Source organism: Pseudenemella bisphenolivorans (assembly GCF_051133435.1).
Lineage (GTDB): Bacteria > Actinomycetota > Actinomycetes > Propionibacteriales > Propionibacteriaceae > JAAYAO01.
Window position 1 is genome coordinate 274,917 of the sequence record NZ_JBPGNY010000005.1, and the last position, 15,797, is coordinate 290,713.

Below are 15,797 nucleotides of genomic sequence, written 5' to 3' on the forward strand. Positions count from 1 at the left end.
TTCACGTATTGGGGTGCGAACGCAATCCGAGCAATGATAGCAACTCGTTCGCCGCTCGGTCGATATCGTCGTTGACGACGACGTGGTCGAACTCCCCCATTGCGGCGATCTCGGCCTCGGCGGTGCGCAAGCGGCGTCGTTGTTGTTCGGGGGTTTCGGTGCCGCGGCCCTGCAGCCGGCGCACCAGTTCGTCCTCACTGGGTGGGGCGAGGAAGACGAAAGTCGCCCCCGGCCAGGTCCGGCGCACCTGGCGGGCGCCCTGCAGGTCGATCTCCAGCAGTACCACCAGCCCCTGGTTGACGGCTTCGACCACTTCGCGGCGGGGGGTGCCGTAGCGGGCCGCGCCGTGTACCTCGGCCCACTCGAGCAGGCCGTCGTCGGCGATCAGCCGGTCCATCTCGGCCTCGTCGATGAAGTAGTAGTGCTGTCCGTGCACCTCACCGGGACGGGCCGGCCGGGTGGTCACCGAGGTGGACACCCACAGGCCAGGGGTTCCGCGCACCCGGGATACCACGGTGCCCTTACCGACTGCCGTCGGGCCGGTCAGCACCACCACCCGACCCGGCGCGGCGTGCTGTTGATTCACTCGAACTCCGCTTTCAGCCCGGCGATCTGGTGTTTGCCCAGGCCCCGCAGGCGGCGGCCTTCGGCGATGCCGAGACGATCCATGATGTCGTGTGCGCGTTTGTCACCCACTCGGGGCACGGCCTTGAGCAGTTCGTACACGCGGATGTGGGCGACCACGTCGTCGCTTCGGCACAGGTCCAGCACCTCACCCACCGTCATCCGGCGGGCCCTGATGGCGTCCTTGATTTCGCTGCGTCGCTGACGCACCTCGACCGCGGCCGCGCGGGCGCGGGCGAGGGCCTCCGAGCTCGCCGGTGGGATGGTCACGAGCCCGGCCCGATGATCTTGCGCATGGCCGTCACGTTAGCGGCTGCGGCGGCGCGCAGCGCTTCGGGGTCGGGCCCGGCCCCGATCACCGCTCGGCTGGTGGTGGGCAGTACTCGGGTGATCGCGGCGCCGAAGCGTTGCGGCAGGTCTTCGATCCGGGCGCCCTGGGCGCCGATACCGGGCACGAGCACCGAGCCGGTGAAGCTGCTCAGGTCGACCCCGATGTCGTCGTGGGTGCCGCCGACGACCAACCCCATCAGTGCGGTGCCGGTGTCGTTGTTGATCCGTTGGGCCTGGTCGACCACCAGTTGGGCGACGGATGTGTCCTTGGTGCGGGCCTGCTGCACCCCGGCCCCGTCGGGGTTGGAGGTGCGGGCCAGGACGTACAGACCGCGACCGGTGTCGGCGGCCATCTCCACCGCCGGGGTCAGGGCGCCGACTCCCAGGTAGGGGCTGACGGTGATCGCGTCGGCGCGCAGCGGCGAGGAGTCGGAGAGGTAGGCGCGGGCATAGCCGGCCATCGTCGAGCCGATGTCACCGCGTTTGACGTCGAGCAGGCTCAGCGCCCCGGCCTCCCGGATCGCGGCCAGCAGTTTCTCCAGCACCCGTACCCCGGCCGAACCGTGGGCCTCGAAGAAGGCCGATTGTGGCTTGAACACCGCGACCCGGTCACCGAGGGCCTCGACCAGTCCCAGGGCGCACGCCTCGAGGCCGGCCACATCGTCGGCCAGACCCCACTGGGTGAGCAACTGTGGGTGCGGATCGATCCCGACGCACAGGGCGCCGAGTTCGCGGGTGCGGTCGGCCAAGGTGTCGGCCCAGGTACTCATCGCTCCCCCATCGTGTTGATCGCGGTGATCAGCCCTGGCCCGGCATAGATCAGGCCGGTCAGCACCTGCACCAGCTCGGCACCGAGGTCGAGCATCGCGCGGGCGTCGTCGGCGCTCATGATGCCTCCGGAGGCAATCACCGGCAGGTCACAGGACGCGGTGATGTGGGCGACCACCTCGCGGCTGCGGGCCCGCAGCGGTGCTCCGGACAGGCCACCGGCTTCACCGGCCAGGTTCTGGTCGGTGGGCGCCAGGGCGTCGCGGGCCAGCGTGGTGTTGGTGGCGATCAGGCCGCTGATGCCGTGGCCGGTGGCCACCTCGATCAACTCGTCCAGAGCCGGGCGGGTCAGGTCGGGGGCGAGTTTGACGAAGATCGGCACCGGCGCCTGATCACCGGCCAGGACGGCGGCTTCGGCGACCAGGGCGTCGACCAACTCGGTCAGCGCCGCACGGTCCTGCAGTTCGCGCAGGCCGGGGGTGTTCGGGCTGGAGACGTTGATCGCGATGTAGTCGGCGTGCGGGGCGACCGCGCGCAGTGAGGTGAGGTAGTCCTGTACCGCACCTTCGAGCGGGGTGACCTTCGATTTGCCGATGGACACTCCGACCGGCACGCCGAGGGCCCGGTTGCCGCGGCGCACGCCGGCGTCGGCCAGGCGTTGGGCCAAGGCGTGGGAGCCGTCGTTGTTGAAGCCCATCCGGTTGATCACCGCACCGGAGTTCGGCAGCCGGAACATCCGTGGTTTCGGATTGCCGGGTTGGGCCAGGGCGGTCACGGTGCCGAGTTCCATGTGCCCGAAGCCCAGGGCCGGCCAAGCCCTGAGGGCGTGCCCGTTCTTGTCCATGCCGGCGGCCAGCCCGACCCGGTTGTCGAACCGCACCCCGGCGACGGTGACCGGGTCGCCGGCGCTGTCACCGAGCAGCCGCATCGCGGCCCGTCCGATCGGGTTGGCGGCCACCGCCGAGAGCATTCTCAGCGTCGTTTCGTGGGCGACCTCGGGGTCACCCCCACCGATCCGGAACAGGCCCGGACGGATGAAGCCGCGATAGCCGGTGAGCAGCCAGTCGGCCTTCATGCATCCGCCCCGGCCCGCAATCCCTCGGCCCACGACTGCAGTGACCGCACCGCGATCCGTCCGGCCTTGATCGCCTCGACGCCCTGTACCGCGGCCGAGAGGGCCTGCACGGTGGTGATACACGGAATGTTGTGGTGTACCGCCGCGGTGCGGATCTCCCAGCCGTCGTTGCGGGGGCGTCCACCGGTGCTGATGCCGTGTGGCGTGTTCACGATCAGGTCGACCTCGCCGGCCATGATCAGTTGCACCACGGTGGGCTCCCCGTTGGGCCCGGGGCCCTCGGCGTGTTTGCGCACCTCGGTCACGGTCACCCCATGGCGGCGCAGCACCGAGGCGGTGCCCTTGGTGGCCATCACATCGAAGCCCAGGTCGGCGAGCCGCTTGATCGGGAAGATCAGGTGCCGCTTGTCACGGTTGGCAGCGGAAACGAACACCGTGCCACTGGTGGGCAGTTCGCCGCCGGCTGCGGCCTGGCTCTTGGCGAAGCTCGCTCCGAAGTCGGCGTCCAGGCCCATCACCTCACCGGTGGAGCGCATCTCGGGGCCGAGCATCGAATCGACGAAGGTGCCGTCGACGGTGCGGAAGCGGTTGAACGGCATCACCGCTTCCTTCATCGCGATCGGGGCGGCCCGGTTCTCGGTCGCCCCGTCCCCGTCCGGACGCAGCACACCGGCTTGGCGCAACTCCGCGATCGTTTCGCCCAGCATCACCCGGGCGGCGGCCTTGGCGAGCTGGGTGTCGGTGGCCTTCGACACGAACGGCACGGTGCGCGAGGCCCGCGGGTTGGCCTCGAGCACGAACAGCACATCGGAGGCCAGCGCGTACTGGATGTTGATCAGGCCGCGCACCCCGACCCCTTCGGCGATCGCCCGGGTGGAGATACGGATCCGGTCGACGACTTCCTCACCGAGGGTCACCGGCGGCAGGGAGCAGGCCGAGTCGCCGGAGTGCACCCCGGCCTCCTCGATGTGCTCCATCACCCCGCCCAGGTACAGATCGGTGCCGTCGAAGAGGGCGTCGACGTCGATCTCGACCGCATCGTCGAGGAAGCGGTCGACCAGTACCGGGTGTTCGGCGCTGGCTTCACCCTTCTCGATGTAGTCGGCCAGCGAGCCCTGGTCGTAGACGATCTCCATGCCGCGTCCACCCAGCACGTAGGAGGGACGCACCATCACCGGGAAGCCGATGTCGGTGGCGATCTCGATCGCGTCGTCGATGGAGTGGGCCATCCCGTGCCGAGGTGCGGGCAGGTCGGCCTCGGCGAGCACCCGTCCGAACAGCGCCCGGTCCTCGGCGGCGTCGATCGCCTCGGGGCTGGTGCCGACGATCGGCACCCCGGCGTCCTTCAGTGCCTGGGCCAGCTTCAGCGGGGTCTGGCCACCCAGGGTGGCGATCACCCCGGCCACCGGCCCGGCCTTCAGTTCGGCGTGGTAGACCTCGAGCACGTCCTCCAGGGTGAGCGGCTCGAAGTACAGCCGGTCGGAGGTGTCGTAGTCGGTGGAGACCGTCTCGGGGTTGCAGTTCACCATGATGGTTTCGTAGCCGGCTTCGGCCAGCGCCATCGAGGCGTGCACACAGGAGTAGTCGAACTCGATGCCCTGACCGATCCGGTTCGGGCCCGAACCCAGAATCAGCACCGCCGGCTTCTCGCGCGGGGCGACCTCGGTCTCCTCGTCATAGGTCGAGTAGTGGTAGGGGGTGCGGGCGGCGAACTCGGCGGCGCAGGTGTCGACGGTCTTGAACACCGGATGGATACCCAGTGCCCAGCGCACCCCGCGCACCACGTCGGTCGACAGGTGCCGGATACCGGCGATCTGCTCATCGGAGAAACCGTGTCGCTTGGCCTTGCGCAGCAGGTCGGCGGTGAGTTCGGTGGACTCACGCAGTTCGACCTCGATCTCGTGCAGCAGGAACAACTGGTCGATGAACCAGGGGTCGATCTTGGTGGCCTCGAAGATCTGCTCCAGCGTGGCGCCGGCGCGAATGGCCTGCATCACGACCTGCAATCGGCCGTCATGGGGACGGGCGGCGATGCGCAGCAGTTCGTCGACATCGGACGGGGGCTCGGACGCGAAGTCGAACGGCGCCTTCGGGTCCTCCATCGAGCGCAGCGCCTTGCCGAGGGCCTCGGTGAAGTTGCGACCGAGGCTCATCACCTCACCGACCGCCTTCATGTGGGTGGTCAGGGTGTCGTCGGCGTTGGGGAACTTCTCGAAGGCGAACCGGGGCACCTTGACCACGACGTAGTCGAGGGTCGGTTCGAAGGAGGCCGGGGTTTCCTCGGTGATGTCGTTGCGGATCTCGTCCAAGGTGTAGCCGATCGCGACCTTGGCGGCGATCTTGGCGATCGGGAAGCCGGTGGCCTTGGAGGCCAGGGCCGAGGATCGCGACACCCGCGGGTTCATCTCGATCACGATCATCCGGCCGTTGTCGGGATTCACCGCGAACTGGATATTGCACCCGCCGGTGTCGACGCCGACCTCACGGATGATCGCGATGCCGACATCGCGCATCTGCTGGTACTCGCGGTCGGTGAGGGTCAGCGAGGGGGCGACGGTGATCGAGTCGCCGGTGTGCACGCCCATCGGGTCGAGGTTCTCGATCGAGCAGATCACCACGACGTTGTCGGCCGAGTCGCGCATCACCTCCAGCTCGTATTCCTTCCAGCCCAGGATCGATTCCTCGATCAGCACCTCGGTGGTGGGGCTGGCTTCCAGGCCGGCGCCGGCGATCTCGCGGAGTTCGGTCTCGTCGTGGGCGAAGCCCGAGCCCAGGCCGCCCATGGTGAACGACGGGCGCACGACGACCGGGTAGCCGAGGTTGTCGGCGGCGGCGAGTACCTCGTCCATGCTGTGACAGATCTCCGAGCGCGCCACGTCGGCGGCGGGCTCGTCCGAGCCGGGCAGTCGGATCGACTTGACGATGTCCTTGAACTGTTCCCGGTTCTCACCGCGCTGGATCGCGTCCACCGAGGCGCCGATCAGTTCGACCCCGTATTCGGCCAGCACCCCGCGTTCGTGCAGCGAGATCGCGGCGTTGAGGGCGGTCTGTCCGCCCAGGGTCGCCAGCAGGGCGTCGGGACGTTCGGCGGCGATCACCCGTTCGACGAACTCGGGGGTGATCGGTTCGACGTAGGTGGCGTCGGCGAACTCGGGGTCGGTCATGATCGTGGCCGGGTTGGAGTTGACCAGGATCACCCGGAACCCCTCGGCCTTGAGCACCCGGCAGGCCTGGGTGCCGGAGTAGTCGAACTCACAGGCCTGGCCGATCACGATCGGCCCGGAGCCGATCACCATGATCGACTGGATGTCGGTACGGCGCGGCATCAGCGAGCGCTCCCTTCGATGATGTCGACGAAGCGGTCGAACAGGTAGGCGGCGTCGTGCGGGCCGGCCGCGGCCTCGGGGTGGTACTGGACGGCGAAGGCGACCAGTTTGCCCTCCCGGCGCAGTTCCAGGCCCTCGACCACGTTGTCGTTGAGGCAGATGTGGCTCACGGTGGCGGTGCCGAAGCGGGTGTCGACTTCTTCGCCGATCGGTGCTTCGACGGCGAAGCCGTGGTTGTGGGAGGTGATTTCGACCTTGCCGGTGGTCAGGTCCTTGACCGGCAGGTTCACCCCGCGATGCCCGTAGCGCAGCTTGTAGGTGTCGAAGCCGAGGGCGCGGCCGAAGAGCTGATTGCCGAAACAGATACCGAAGAACGGCATCCGTGCCTCGAGTACCTGTTCCAGCAGGGCGATCTGGTGGGTGGCCGCGGCCGGGTCGCCCGGACCGTTGGAGAAGAACACCGCATCGGGTTCGACGGCCTTGAGGGCCTCGAAGTCGGTGGTGGACGGCAAGAGGTGTACTTCCAGACCGCGTTCGGTCATCCGACCGGTGGTCATCGACTTGATACCCAGGTCGATCACCGCAACCCGGTACTTGGTCTCACCCTCGGCCGCCTCGACCCGCGGGGCCTCGACGGTGACCTCGTCGGCCAGGTGCGCCCCGGCCATGGAGGGGGTGGCGAGCACGCGCTCGAGAAGTTTCTCGGGGTCGGTTTCGGTGGTCGAAATCCCGACCCGCATCGCACCCTGTTCGCGCAGGTGCCGGGTCAGGGCACGGGTGTCGATCTCGCAGATCCCTACGATGCCCTGGTCGCGCAGTTCGGCTTCCAGGGGGCGTACCGAGCGCCAGTTGGACTCGCGTCGGGCCGGGTCGCGCACCACATAGCCGGCAACCCAGATCCGAGGGGACTCGTCGTCCTCGTCGTTCCAGCCGGTGTTGCCGATGTGGGGTGCGGTGGCGATCACCACTTGGCGGTGAAAGCTCGGGTCGGTGAGGGTTTCCTGGTAGCCCGTCATCGCGGTGGAAAACACCGCTTCCCCGAAGGTTTCCCCTTCGGCGCCGTAGCGCTTACCCCGGAAGGTGCGCCCGTCTTCGAGCACCAGTAATGCGTCCTGGTTGTGCATGACCGTCCTTTCCTGCCTCACGGGACAGGGCTTAAAGGTTGGTATATCGGATTGACCCTAGCACCGCCGACCCGCCCCCACGGCCGCTGAACGACCCGTCGACGCCGAGTGTGATGACTACCACTTTCTCCGCCTTTCCAGGTTGACTGAACGTTCATTCAGTGGGAGACTGAACACATGGTCAGCTCGGCAACTCCCCCAGCTCCCGGCGGTAGCGAACGCATCCTGGACGCCGCCCTCGATCTCTTCGGCCATCAGGGCGTCGCGGCAACCAGCGTGCGCGCGATCGCCGAACAGGCCGGAGTGTCCCCCGCCCTGGTGATTCACCATTTCGGCAGTAAGGCCAAGTTGCACGAGGCCTGTGACGATCGCGTCGTCGAGCTGATCCACAGCCGTAAAACCGAGACCATCCAGGGCGGCCCCACCCTGATGCCCGGTGAGCTCGACGTGCTGATGCGTGAATCCAGACCCGCGCTGCGATACCTGGCGCGCACCCTCAGCGACGGGAGCCCCCGGATCAACCAGTTGATGGACGACCTGATCGAGAGCTCGATCGGCTACACCGCCCAGGCCGAGGAACTCGGCTACGTCAAACCCAGCGCCAACCCGCGGGCCCGGGTGATCGTCCTGACGCTGTGGATGTTCGGCGGCCTGGTGCTGCACGAGCACATGGCGCGCCTGCTGGGCGTCGACCTGTTCGACGAGAACAGCGACGTGATGCCCTACATGTCCACCGCAATGGAGATTCTCACCGACGGCGTGATCGCCGAGACGGCCTACCAGGATCTTCGCACCCCACCTGGGAACCAACCCAGCCACTGAGGGCCACTTGCCCCACGGCAACTACAACGGCGACCAACCGGTCGCCCCACAAACCAATCCTTCACGAAAGGACGCCCCATGAACGAGGGCACCAGCAACGACCGCCCGGTTGTCGAAACCGTCGAGCTCGTCAAGAAGTTCGGTTCCACCACCGCCCTGGCAGGCCTGAACCTACGGGTCGAATCGGGTGAGGTACATGGCTTTCTCGGCCCCAACGGCGCCGGCAAATCCACCACGATCCGCGTCCTGCTGGGTCTGTTGCGCGCCGACGGCGGCACCGCCCGCCTCTTCGGCGCCGACCCGTGGACCGAGGCGGTCAGCCTGCACCGACGTTTGGCCTATGTGCCCGGCGATGTCGAACTGTGGCCCAATCTGACCGGTGGTGAGGCAATCGACCTCTTCGCCCGGCTGCGCGGCAAGCTCGACAAAGCCCGTCGCGACGAGTTGTGCGACCGGTTCGATCTCGACCCGAGCAAGAAGGCGCGCACCTACTCGAAGGGCAACCGGCAGAAGGTGGCGCTGATCTCCGCGCTCGCCTCACCGGTCGACCTGCTGTTGCTCGACGAGCCCACTGCCGGGCTGGACCCGCTGATGGAGGTCGTCTTCCAGGACTGCATCCGCGAGGCCAAGCAGGCCGGCACCACCGTGCTGCTGTCGTCGCACATCCTGGCCCAGGTCGAGGTGCTCGCCGACCAGATCTCGATCATCCGCAAGGGCCGCATTGTCGAGAGCGGCACCCTGCGGCAGATGCAGCACATGAGCCGCACCACGATCACCGCCGAGACCGACCGGCCCGCCGATTCCCTCGCCGGGCTTCCCGGTGTGCACGACCTGCGCGCCCACGACCATCAGGTGCGTCTGGACGTCGACGGAGACCGGGTCGATCCGGTGCTGCGCGAACTCGCGGGCCTGGGGCTGCGCTCGATCGTCGCCCACCCGCCCACGCTGGAACAGTTGCTGATGCGGCACTACGGCGATGACCTCCCCGCCCGCGACCGAGCCGACCGGGCCGACCTCGAGGAAGTGCGCTGATGACCACCGCCACCCTCTCCCCCGCCCGGGCCACCGGACCGGCGCGGCCGCACACAGGAACCGGAACCCTGGTGCGGCTGATGTTGCGCCGCGACCGGATCAAGCTGCCGCTGTGGATCGCCGGCCTCGGGTTGTACGTGCTCTACATCGGCGCGGCCTTGCCGGCCCTGGCCGCGACCAAACAGGAACTTGGCGCGATCGTGCCGCTGCTGCAGCAGCCGGTGGGGCGGATGTTCACCGGGCCGGCCTACGGCTTGGACGCCCCCACCTATGCGCGGGTCTTCGCCAGCGGCTACGCCCTCTACCTGTTGCTGATCGCCGCCTTGATGAACATCATGCTGATCAGTCGCCACACCCGCGTCGAGGAGCAGAGCGGCCGGGCGGAACTGGTCCGGGCCAATGTCACCGGACGACATGCCTCCCTCACCGCTGCCCTGATCGTGGCGGTGATCGCCAATGTGCTCGGCGCAGCGATCGTGTCGTTGCTCGCGGTGGTGGCCATCGATTTCCCGATCACCGGATCGGTGATCCTCGGGGTTGGCGTTGGCCTGGTCGGGATGGCCTTCGCCGGCATCACCGCGGTCACCGTCCAACTGAGCGCGTTTTCCCGTACGGCTGCCGGTATGGCCGGCGTGGTGCTGGGTGCTTCCTTCCTGTTGCGGGCAGTCGGGGACATGGCCGCGATCGGCGGCTCCGGGCCGTCGTGGGCCTCGCCGCTGGGCTGGGTCGCCCAGACCGCGCCGTACGTCCTCGACCGGTGGTGGCCACTGCTGCTGCTCGCCGGCTTGGCAGTGCTGACGATCGTGCTCGCCTTCGTACTGCAGGCCCGACGTGACCTCGGGGCCGGCCTGCTCGCGACCCGTCCGGGCCGACCCCAGGCCTCCCGGTCGCTGGGCACGCCCTGGGGTCTGGCAGCGCGGTTGCAGCGAAGCCCGGCGTTGGCCTGGGGTGTGGCCATCACCGTCCTCGGTGTCGTGGACGGGGCTTTCACCCAGGTGATGATCGACTCGGTCGACGATCTGCCGCCAACCTTGAAGGAGATTTTCGGCGCCTCCTCGCTCGTCGACGGTTACATCGGATTCCTGGCCGTGCTGATCGGTTACCTGACCGGTGCTTATGTCGTATATGCGGTGCAGTCCCTACGAGCCGAGGAGAAGGCCGGACGCGCCGAATCGGTGTTGGCCACCCCGACCGGCCGCACGGCGTGGGCCGGAGCGCACCATCTGGTCATCGCCGTGTCGGCGAGCGTGATCATGCTGGTCGCCGGATTGCTCACCGGCGTGGCCGCCGGCATCGTCACCTCCGACTGGTCGCTGGTCGCCGACGCGGTCGTGGCTCACCTCAATATGATCCCCGCGGTGCTGGTGGTGCTGGGGGTCTCGGCCCTGTTGCACGGTTGGGCGCCGGCCCTGCTGGCCCCGGTCGGCTGGGCCCTGGTTGCGGTGATGGTCTTCGTCGGCAACTTCGCCGCCCTGTTGGACCTGCCCGAATGGGTCAGCCAAATCTCGCCGCTGAGCCATCCGGCGCAGTACCCGTCCGAGTCGATCGAGGCCGCACCGCTGCTGGTGTTGGCCGCGATCTGCGCAGCCGGGGTCGCGCTGGGGCTGATCGGTCTGCGTCGTCGACAGATCGTGGGCCGTTCCTGAGCGGACGTCTTTGGCCCGGCTGCGGTGGTTGCCCTCGCAGCCGGGCCGGTCACTCCCGGCGGTGCTAGCGTGCCGCAATGAACAGCGACCAGAGTGCCGACGTCTGCATCGTCGGCGGAGGGCCGGCGGGCATGGCGATGGCCAGAGCGCTCCTGCGGCACGGGGTGAGCTTCGATGTCTTCGAACGTCACGACGACGTGGGCGGGCTCTGGGATCCGCGCAACGACGGCTCGCCCATCTACGAATCAGCGCACTTCATCTCGTCGAAGACCCAATCGCACTACTTCGACTTCCCGATGCCCGACGACTACCCCGATTACCCGTCGAACCGGCAGATCCTGAACTATCACCGCGCCTTCGTCGACGCCTACGGTCTGCGCGAACACGTCACCTTCGGTACCGCTGTCAAGCACGCCGAGCCCACGTCGTCGGGGTGGCGGGTGACGCTTTCCACCGGTGAGCAGCGCAGCTATCGCAACCTGGTCACCGCCAACGGCACCAACTGGCACCCCGTGCTGCCTGATCTCCCCGGCACTTTCGACGGTGAGCTGCGGCACTCCCGGACCTACTCCTCGGACGAGGAGTTCAAGGGTCGCCGGGTGCTGATCGTCGGCGGCGGCAACTCCGGCTGCGACATCGCTTGTGACGCGGCCCGGAGCGCCGATGCCGCGTTCATCTCACTGCGGCGTGGCTACCACTTCATCCCGAAGATGATCTTCGGCGTACCCGCCGACGTCTTCGGCGCCAAGGGCCCGAAGCTGCCGATGTGGCTGGAGCAGCGGGTCTTCGGCGCACTGCTGCGGCTGCTGAACGGCGACCCCCGCCGCTTCGGGTTGGCCAAACCGGATCACAAGCTGTTCGAAAGTCACCCGATCATGAACACGCAGATCCTCCATCACCTGGCCCACGGCGACATCAAGGCCAAACCCGACGTCGCCCGGTTGGCCGGAGATCGCGTCGAGTTCGTCGACGGCACCAGCGAGCAGGTCGACCTGATCATCACCGCCACCGGCTACCACTGGCCGATCCCCTATGTGCCCCGTGAGGCGTTCACGTGGCGCAACGGTCGCCCGGTGCTGTACCTCAACCTGTTCAGCCGCACCAACCCCACCCTGTACGTGATGGGCTACCTCGAAACCAACGGCGGCGCCTACAAGCTGTTCGACGACGCGGCCGACCTGATCGCCCGGGCCATCGTCGCCCGTTCGGCGGGGAACTCGGCCGACTTCGAGCGGCTCGTCAGCACGGATCGGCCGGATCTCACCGGCGGTGTTCGGCACGTCGGCTCGCAACGGCACCAGGGCTATGTGGAATCGGCCAGCTACCTGCGCCACCTCAAGAAGGTGCGCGACCAACTGGGCTGGCCGGGCCTGAAGCCCGGCGACTTCGCCCACCTGCGCAAGGCCGTCCGATGAGGCGCGCACCGCGCCCGGGGGCGAAGGCGGTGATCACTGGTGGCGGCGGCGCGATCGCCCACGAAGTGGCCCGGCGGCTGGATGGGCTGGGCTACCGCCTGGTGTTGCTCGACATCAACCGCGCCGCGATGGAGGCCACCGCCGCGCAACTGGGCCATCCGGCCGCCGTCGAGGTGGTGAACCTGGCCACCCCGGACGGTATTCGGGAGGCGGCCGAACTGTTCGAGGGGCCGCACGCCGACGTCGACCTGCTGGTGCATGCTGCCGGCGTCGTCGAACCGGGCGAGGTGATCGACGTCGACCCCGTGGAGTTCGATCGGCATCTGAATGTGAATCTGCTGGCGCCGATGTACCTGACCAGGGCTGCCGCCCGTCAGATGCGTACCCGAGGCCGCGGCGACATTGTCACCATCGTCTCGATGGCGGCGATCGCGCCGCTTCCCGGCAGCGCGGCGTACGCCTCGTCCAAGTTCGGACTGCGCGGCTTCTTGATCTCGGCGCGCAGCGAGTTGGCCCGGCACGGCATTCGCCTGATGGGCATCTACCCCAGTGGCGTGGACACCCCGATGCTGCAACACGAGGCGCTGCACGGCGGTTCGGCACTGAACTTCCTGGCCGATCCCCTCACCGCAGATCAGGTGGCCGACGGTGTGCTTTCGGCGCTGCGCACGGGTCGGCTGGAAACTTATCTGCCCTACCACGACAGTCTGACCTCCCGGGTCGTGCTGACCCTGCCGTGGGTGGCCGAACGGGTGCTGCCGCTGTTCACCGCAGTCGGCGAGCGGGGCAGGCGGAAGTACCTGAAAGCGCTGCGCCAACGTTGATGCTTCGCGGCGCGGCATCGAGGTCGTGAGTCCGGACGGGCTCGGCCTGCCGGTCAGCCGCGGAGCCTGGCCAGCCGTCCGACCGCCTCGGTGAGCACCTCCGGGCGCTTGCAGAACCCGAACCTGATCATCTGCGAAACACCTGTCGGATCGGCGTAGAAGACCTGGTTCGGCACCGCGACCACCCCGCACAACTCGGGTAGTTGCCTGCAGAACGCCAGACCGTCGGTGACCCCGAGCGGGGACGCGTCGGCCACCACGAAGTAGCTGCCCCGGGTGGGGTGCACCTCGAAGCCGGCCGCGGCCAGGCCGGGCACCAGGATGTCGCGTTGGGCGCGCAGGTCGTCGGCGAGCCCTCTGTAGAAGCTGTCCGGCAGGCCGAGCCCGACCGCCACCGCATACTGGAAGGGTCCGGCGTTGACGTAGGTGAGGAACTGTTTGGTGGTGGTGATCGCATCGATCAACTCTGCCGGGGCACAGGCCCAGCCGACCTTCCAGCCGGTCACCGAGAAGGTCTTGGCCGCCGATGAGATCCGGATCGTGCGTTCGGCCATGCCCGGCAGGGTGGCCAGGGAGACGTGGGGTTCGTCGAAGGTGAGGTGTTCGTAGACCTCGTCGCAGGCGACCAATAGATCGTGTTCGATCGCGACCCGGGCGATCTCCTCGCGTTCGGCCCGGTTGAGCACGGTACCGGTGGGGTTGTGCGGGGAGTTGATCAGCAGCAACTTGGTGCGCGGCCCGATCGCGTCGCGCAGTCGTTGCGGGTCGAGCCGGTAGTCGGGCGCTTCGAGGCGTACCGGTACCAGCCGGGCACCGGCGAGGGCGGCCGAGGCGGTGTAGGAGTCGTAGGACGGTTCCAGGGCGACCACCTCGTCACCGGGTTCGCACAGCGCGAGGATTGTGGCCGCGATGGCCTCGGTGGCGCCGGCGGTGACCAGGATTTCGGTGTCGGGGTCGTAGCGCAGGCCGTGGAAGCGCTCGTCGTGGGCGCTGATCGCGGACCGTAGTTCGGGGATCCCGCGTCCGGGCGGGTACTGGTTGTGGCCGCCCCGGATCGCGTCCACCGCGGCTTCGAGCACCTCGCTGGGTCCGTCGGTGTCGGGGAATCCCTGGCCGAGGTTGATCGATCCGGTGGCCGTGGCCAGCGCCGACATCTCGGCGAAGATCGTGGTGGAGAAGCCCCGCATCCGCTGCACCAAGTGGGTCATGACTGATCAGCCTACGATGCCCGACCGTCCGGTGGCGGCGTACGGTTCTGGCAAGTGGCCGGACGCAAGGGGGAGGTTCGATGATCGGCACCATCGTCACGCTCGGCGGGGGTGGGTTCTCGATGTCGGAGGACGGTGCCTCCGCGATCGATGATCGTCTGCTCGAGCTCACCGGGGTTTCGCGTCCTCGGGTGTGTTTCGTCCCAACCGCCAGCGGGGACGCGGCCGACTACTGCAACCGCTTCGAAGCCGCCTTCGCCCATCGGGCCGAGACCTCGGTGCTGTCACTGTTCGGCCAGGACCCGTGGGGCTATGCCGACGCCGAGATGCTGCTGACTCAGGATCTGATCTACGTCGGAGGCGGATCGACGGCCAATTTATTGGCGCTGTGGCGATTGCACGGGTTACCCGAGGTGTTGCGCACCGCTGCGACCAACGGCACGGTGTTGGCCGGTATCAGTGCCGGGATGAACTGCTGGTTCGACGCCTCCTCCACCGACTCCTACGGCCCGCTGCGTCCGCTGCACGATGGGCTCGGCTTTCTTCCGGGTAGTGCCTGCCCGCACTATCGCGGCCAGGCCGACCGCCGCGAGAAACTGCACCAGTGGATCGCCACCGGTGCACTCGCCCCCGGTTACGCGATCGACGACTTCGCGGCCGCGGTGTTCACAGACGGGCAGCTCGTTGATGCCATTGCCGATCGCGAAGGCAGTTCGGTCTTCCGCATAGATCGCGGGAACGCCTGCGTGGTCGAGACGGAACTGCCCACCCGACTGCTCAGCTCCGGCTGAGGCCCGGCTACTCCGCGGCCCTGCTTATTCAGGGGTGCGCCCGATCAGCAGCAGCGGACGCAGGGGGGTCTGGTTGATCATGGCTCCAGCACTGTGACCCGGCGCCGGGCACAGCGGCCGAAACCGGCCGGTTTCCGTTCCGGTTCTCCCCACCCCCGGCCCCGGGTGACACGGGCCCCGAGGCTCGCGGTGAACGCCGGTGAGCTTTTGGCCCTACACTGTGACGGCAGAATCAGTAGCGAAAGGGAAGTACGTGGCGACCACCAACGACATCAAGAACGGCACCGTCCTCAACCTGGACGGCCAGCTCTGGCAGGTGCAGTGGTTCCAGCATCACAAACCCGGCAAGGGCAACACCGTGGTTCGCACCAAGATCAAGAACGTGCTGTCGAACAAGATCGTCGAGCGCACCTTCCCCGCCGACACCAAGATCGAGATGGCGACCGTCGACCGCCGCGAGATGCAGTACCTCTACCACGACGGTGAGGGCTTCGTATTCATGGACACCGAGAACTACGACCAGGTGACCCTGAACCCCGAGGTCGTCGGTGACGCCAAGGACTACCTGCTCGAAGAGATGATGGCCACCGTCGCCTTCCACGGTGAGACCCCGCTGTTCCTGGAAATGCCGACCTCGGTCGAACTGGAGATCACCTACACCGAGCCCGGCCTGCAGGGTGACCGCTCGACCGGTGGCACCAAGCCCGCGACCCTGCAGACCGGCAAGCAGATTCAGGTGCCGCTGTTCCTCGACAACGGCGTCCGGGTCAAGGTCGACACCCGCACCGGCGAGTACCTCGGTCGCGCCTGAG

The 15,797-nt window shown here is 67.8% G+C and carries 14 protein-coding genes; 7 read left to right on the forward strand and 7 right to left on the reverse strand.

Going from position 1 to position 15,797, the window contains the following annotated elements:
* Window position 1: 1 nt before the first annotated feature.
* From gmk to carA, 6 genes are read right to left on the reverse strand one after another with little or no spacing between them, the layout of a single operon-like run.
* On the reverse strand, window positions 2-586 hold the full coding sequence (gene gmk / locus ACR4XW_RS13545; RefSeq protein ID WP_434761089.1) for a guanylate kinase: 585 nt from the start codon (window positions 584-586) through the stop codon (window positions 2-4).
* Window positions 583-894: an integration host factor, actinobacterial type gene (mihF, locus tag ACR4XW_RS13550; RefSeq protein WP_434761090.1), complete on the reverse strand. Its 312-nt coding sequence runs from the start codon at window positions 892-894 to the stop codon at window positions 583-585. The genes gmk and mihF overlap by 4 nt, the downstream gene beginning before the upstream one ends.
* Window positions 891-1,724 carry an orotidine-5'-phosphate decarboxylase gene (gene pyrF, locus ACR4XW_RS13555; protein ID WP_434761091.1) on the reverse strand — a complete coding sequence of 278 codons (834 nt, stop codon included), beginning with the start codon at window positions 1,722-1,724 and terminating at the stop codon, window positions 891-893. The genes mihF and pyrF overlap by 4 nt, the downstream gene beginning before the upstream one ends.
* The gene (locus ACR4XW_RS13560; RefSeq protein WP_434761092.1) at window positions 1,721-2,797 is read right to left on the reverse strand and encodes a quinone-dependent dihydroorotate dehydrogenase; all 1,077 of its coding nucleotides are present in this window, start codon (window positions 2,795-2,797) and stop codon (window positions 1,721-1,723) included. Before ACR4XW_RS13560 ends, pyrF begins: the two co-directional genes overlap by 4 nt.
* On the reverse strand, window positions 2,794-6,123 hold the full coding sequence (carB, locus tag ACR4XW_RS13565; RefSeq protein ID WP_434761093.1) for a carbamoyl-phosphate synthase large subunit: 3,330 nt from the start codon (window positions 6,121-6,123) through the stop codon (window positions 2,794-2,796). Before carB ends, ACR4XW_RS13560 begins: the two co-directional genes overlap by 4 nt.
* A complete protein-coding gene (gene carA, locus ACR4XW_RS13570) occupies window positions 6,123-7,247 on the reverse strand; it encodes a glutamine-hydrolyzing carbamoyl-phosphate synthase small subunit (RefSeq protein ID WP_434761094.1) in 1,125 nt (374 codons plus the stop codon). The genes carB and carA overlap by 1 nt, the downstream gene beginning before the upstream one ends.
* Window positions 7,248-7,424: 177 nt before the next feature.
* On the opposite strand from carA, the gene ACR4XW_RS13575 reads away from it, so the two are divergent.
* The 5 genes from ACR4XW_RS13575 (at window position 7,425) to ACR4XW_RS13595 (ending at window position 12,986) form a co-directional block, all read left to right on the forward strand.
* The gene (locus ACR4XW_RS13575; RefSeq protein WP_434761095.1) at window positions 7,425-8,069 is read left to right on the forward strand and encodes a TetR/AcrR family transcriptional regulator; all 645 of its coding nucleotides are present in this window, start codon (window positions 7,425-7,427) and stop codon (window positions 8,067-8,069) included.
* Between the two features lie 78 nt (window positions 8,070-8,147).
* Complete coding sequence (locus ACR4XW_RS13580) at window positions 8,148-9,101, forward strand: ABC transporter ATP-binding protein (RefSeq protein ID WP_434761096.1); 954 nt, start codon at window positions 8,148-8,150, stop codon at window positions 9,099-9,101.
* The gene (locus tag ACR4XW_RS13585; protein WP_434761097.1) at window positions 9,101-10,747 is read left to right on the forward strand and encodes an ABC transporter permease; all 1,647 of its coding nucleotides are present in this window, start codon (window positions 9,101-9,103) and stop codon (window positions 10,745-10,747) included. The genes ACR4XW_RS13580 and ACR4XW_RS13585 overlap by 1 nt, the downstream gene beginning before the upstream one ends.
* Window positions 10,748-10,824: 77 nt before the next feature.
* Window positions 10,825-12,162 (forward strand): flavin-containing monooxygenase, encoded by a 1,338-nt coding sequence (locus ACR4XW_RS13590; RefSeq protein WP_434761098.1) that lies wholly within the window; start codon window positions 10,825-10,827, stop codon window positions 12,160-12,162.
* Window positions 12,159-12,986 carry an SDR family NAD(P)-dependent oxidoreductase gene (locus tag ACR4XW_RS13595; RefSeq protein WP_434761099.1) on the forward strand — a complete coding sequence of 276 codons (828 nt, stop codon included), beginning with the start codon at window positions 12,159-12,161 and terminating at the stop codon, window positions 12,984-12,986. The genes ACR4XW_RS13590 and ACR4XW_RS13595 overlap by 4 nt, the downstream gene beginning before the upstream one ends.
* Before the next feature lie 53 nt (window positions 12,987-13,039).
* Here the strand turns inward: ACR4XW_RS13595 and ACR4XW_RS13600 are convergent, their stop codons facing one another.
* Window positions 13,040-14,194, reverse strand: coding sequence for a pyridoxal phosphate-dependent aminotransferase (locus ACR4XW_RS13600; RefSeq protein ID WP_434761100.1), 1,155 nt, complete (start codon window positions 14,192-14,194; stop codon window positions 13,040-13,042).
* Between the two features lie 80 nt (window positions 14,195-14,274).
* Between ACR4XW_RS13600 and ACR4XW_RS13605 the strand changes: the two genes are divergently transcribed.
* The gene (locus ACR4XW_RS13605) at window positions 14,275-14,985 is read left to right on the forward strand and encodes a Type 1 glutamine amidotransferase-like domain-containing protein (protein WP_434761101.1); all 711 of its coding nucleotides are present in this window, start codon (window positions 14,275-14,277) and stop codon (window positions 14,983-14,985) included.
* A gap of 253 nt (window positions 14,986-15,238) precedes the next feature.
* The gene (efp, locus tag ACR4XW_RS13610) at window positions 15,239-15,796 is read left to right on the forward strand and encodes an elongation factor P (protein ID WP_434761102.1); all 558 of its coding nucleotides are present in this window, start codon (window positions 15,239-15,241) and stop codon (window positions 15,794-15,796) included.
* Window position 15,797 lies beyond the last annotated feature (1 nt).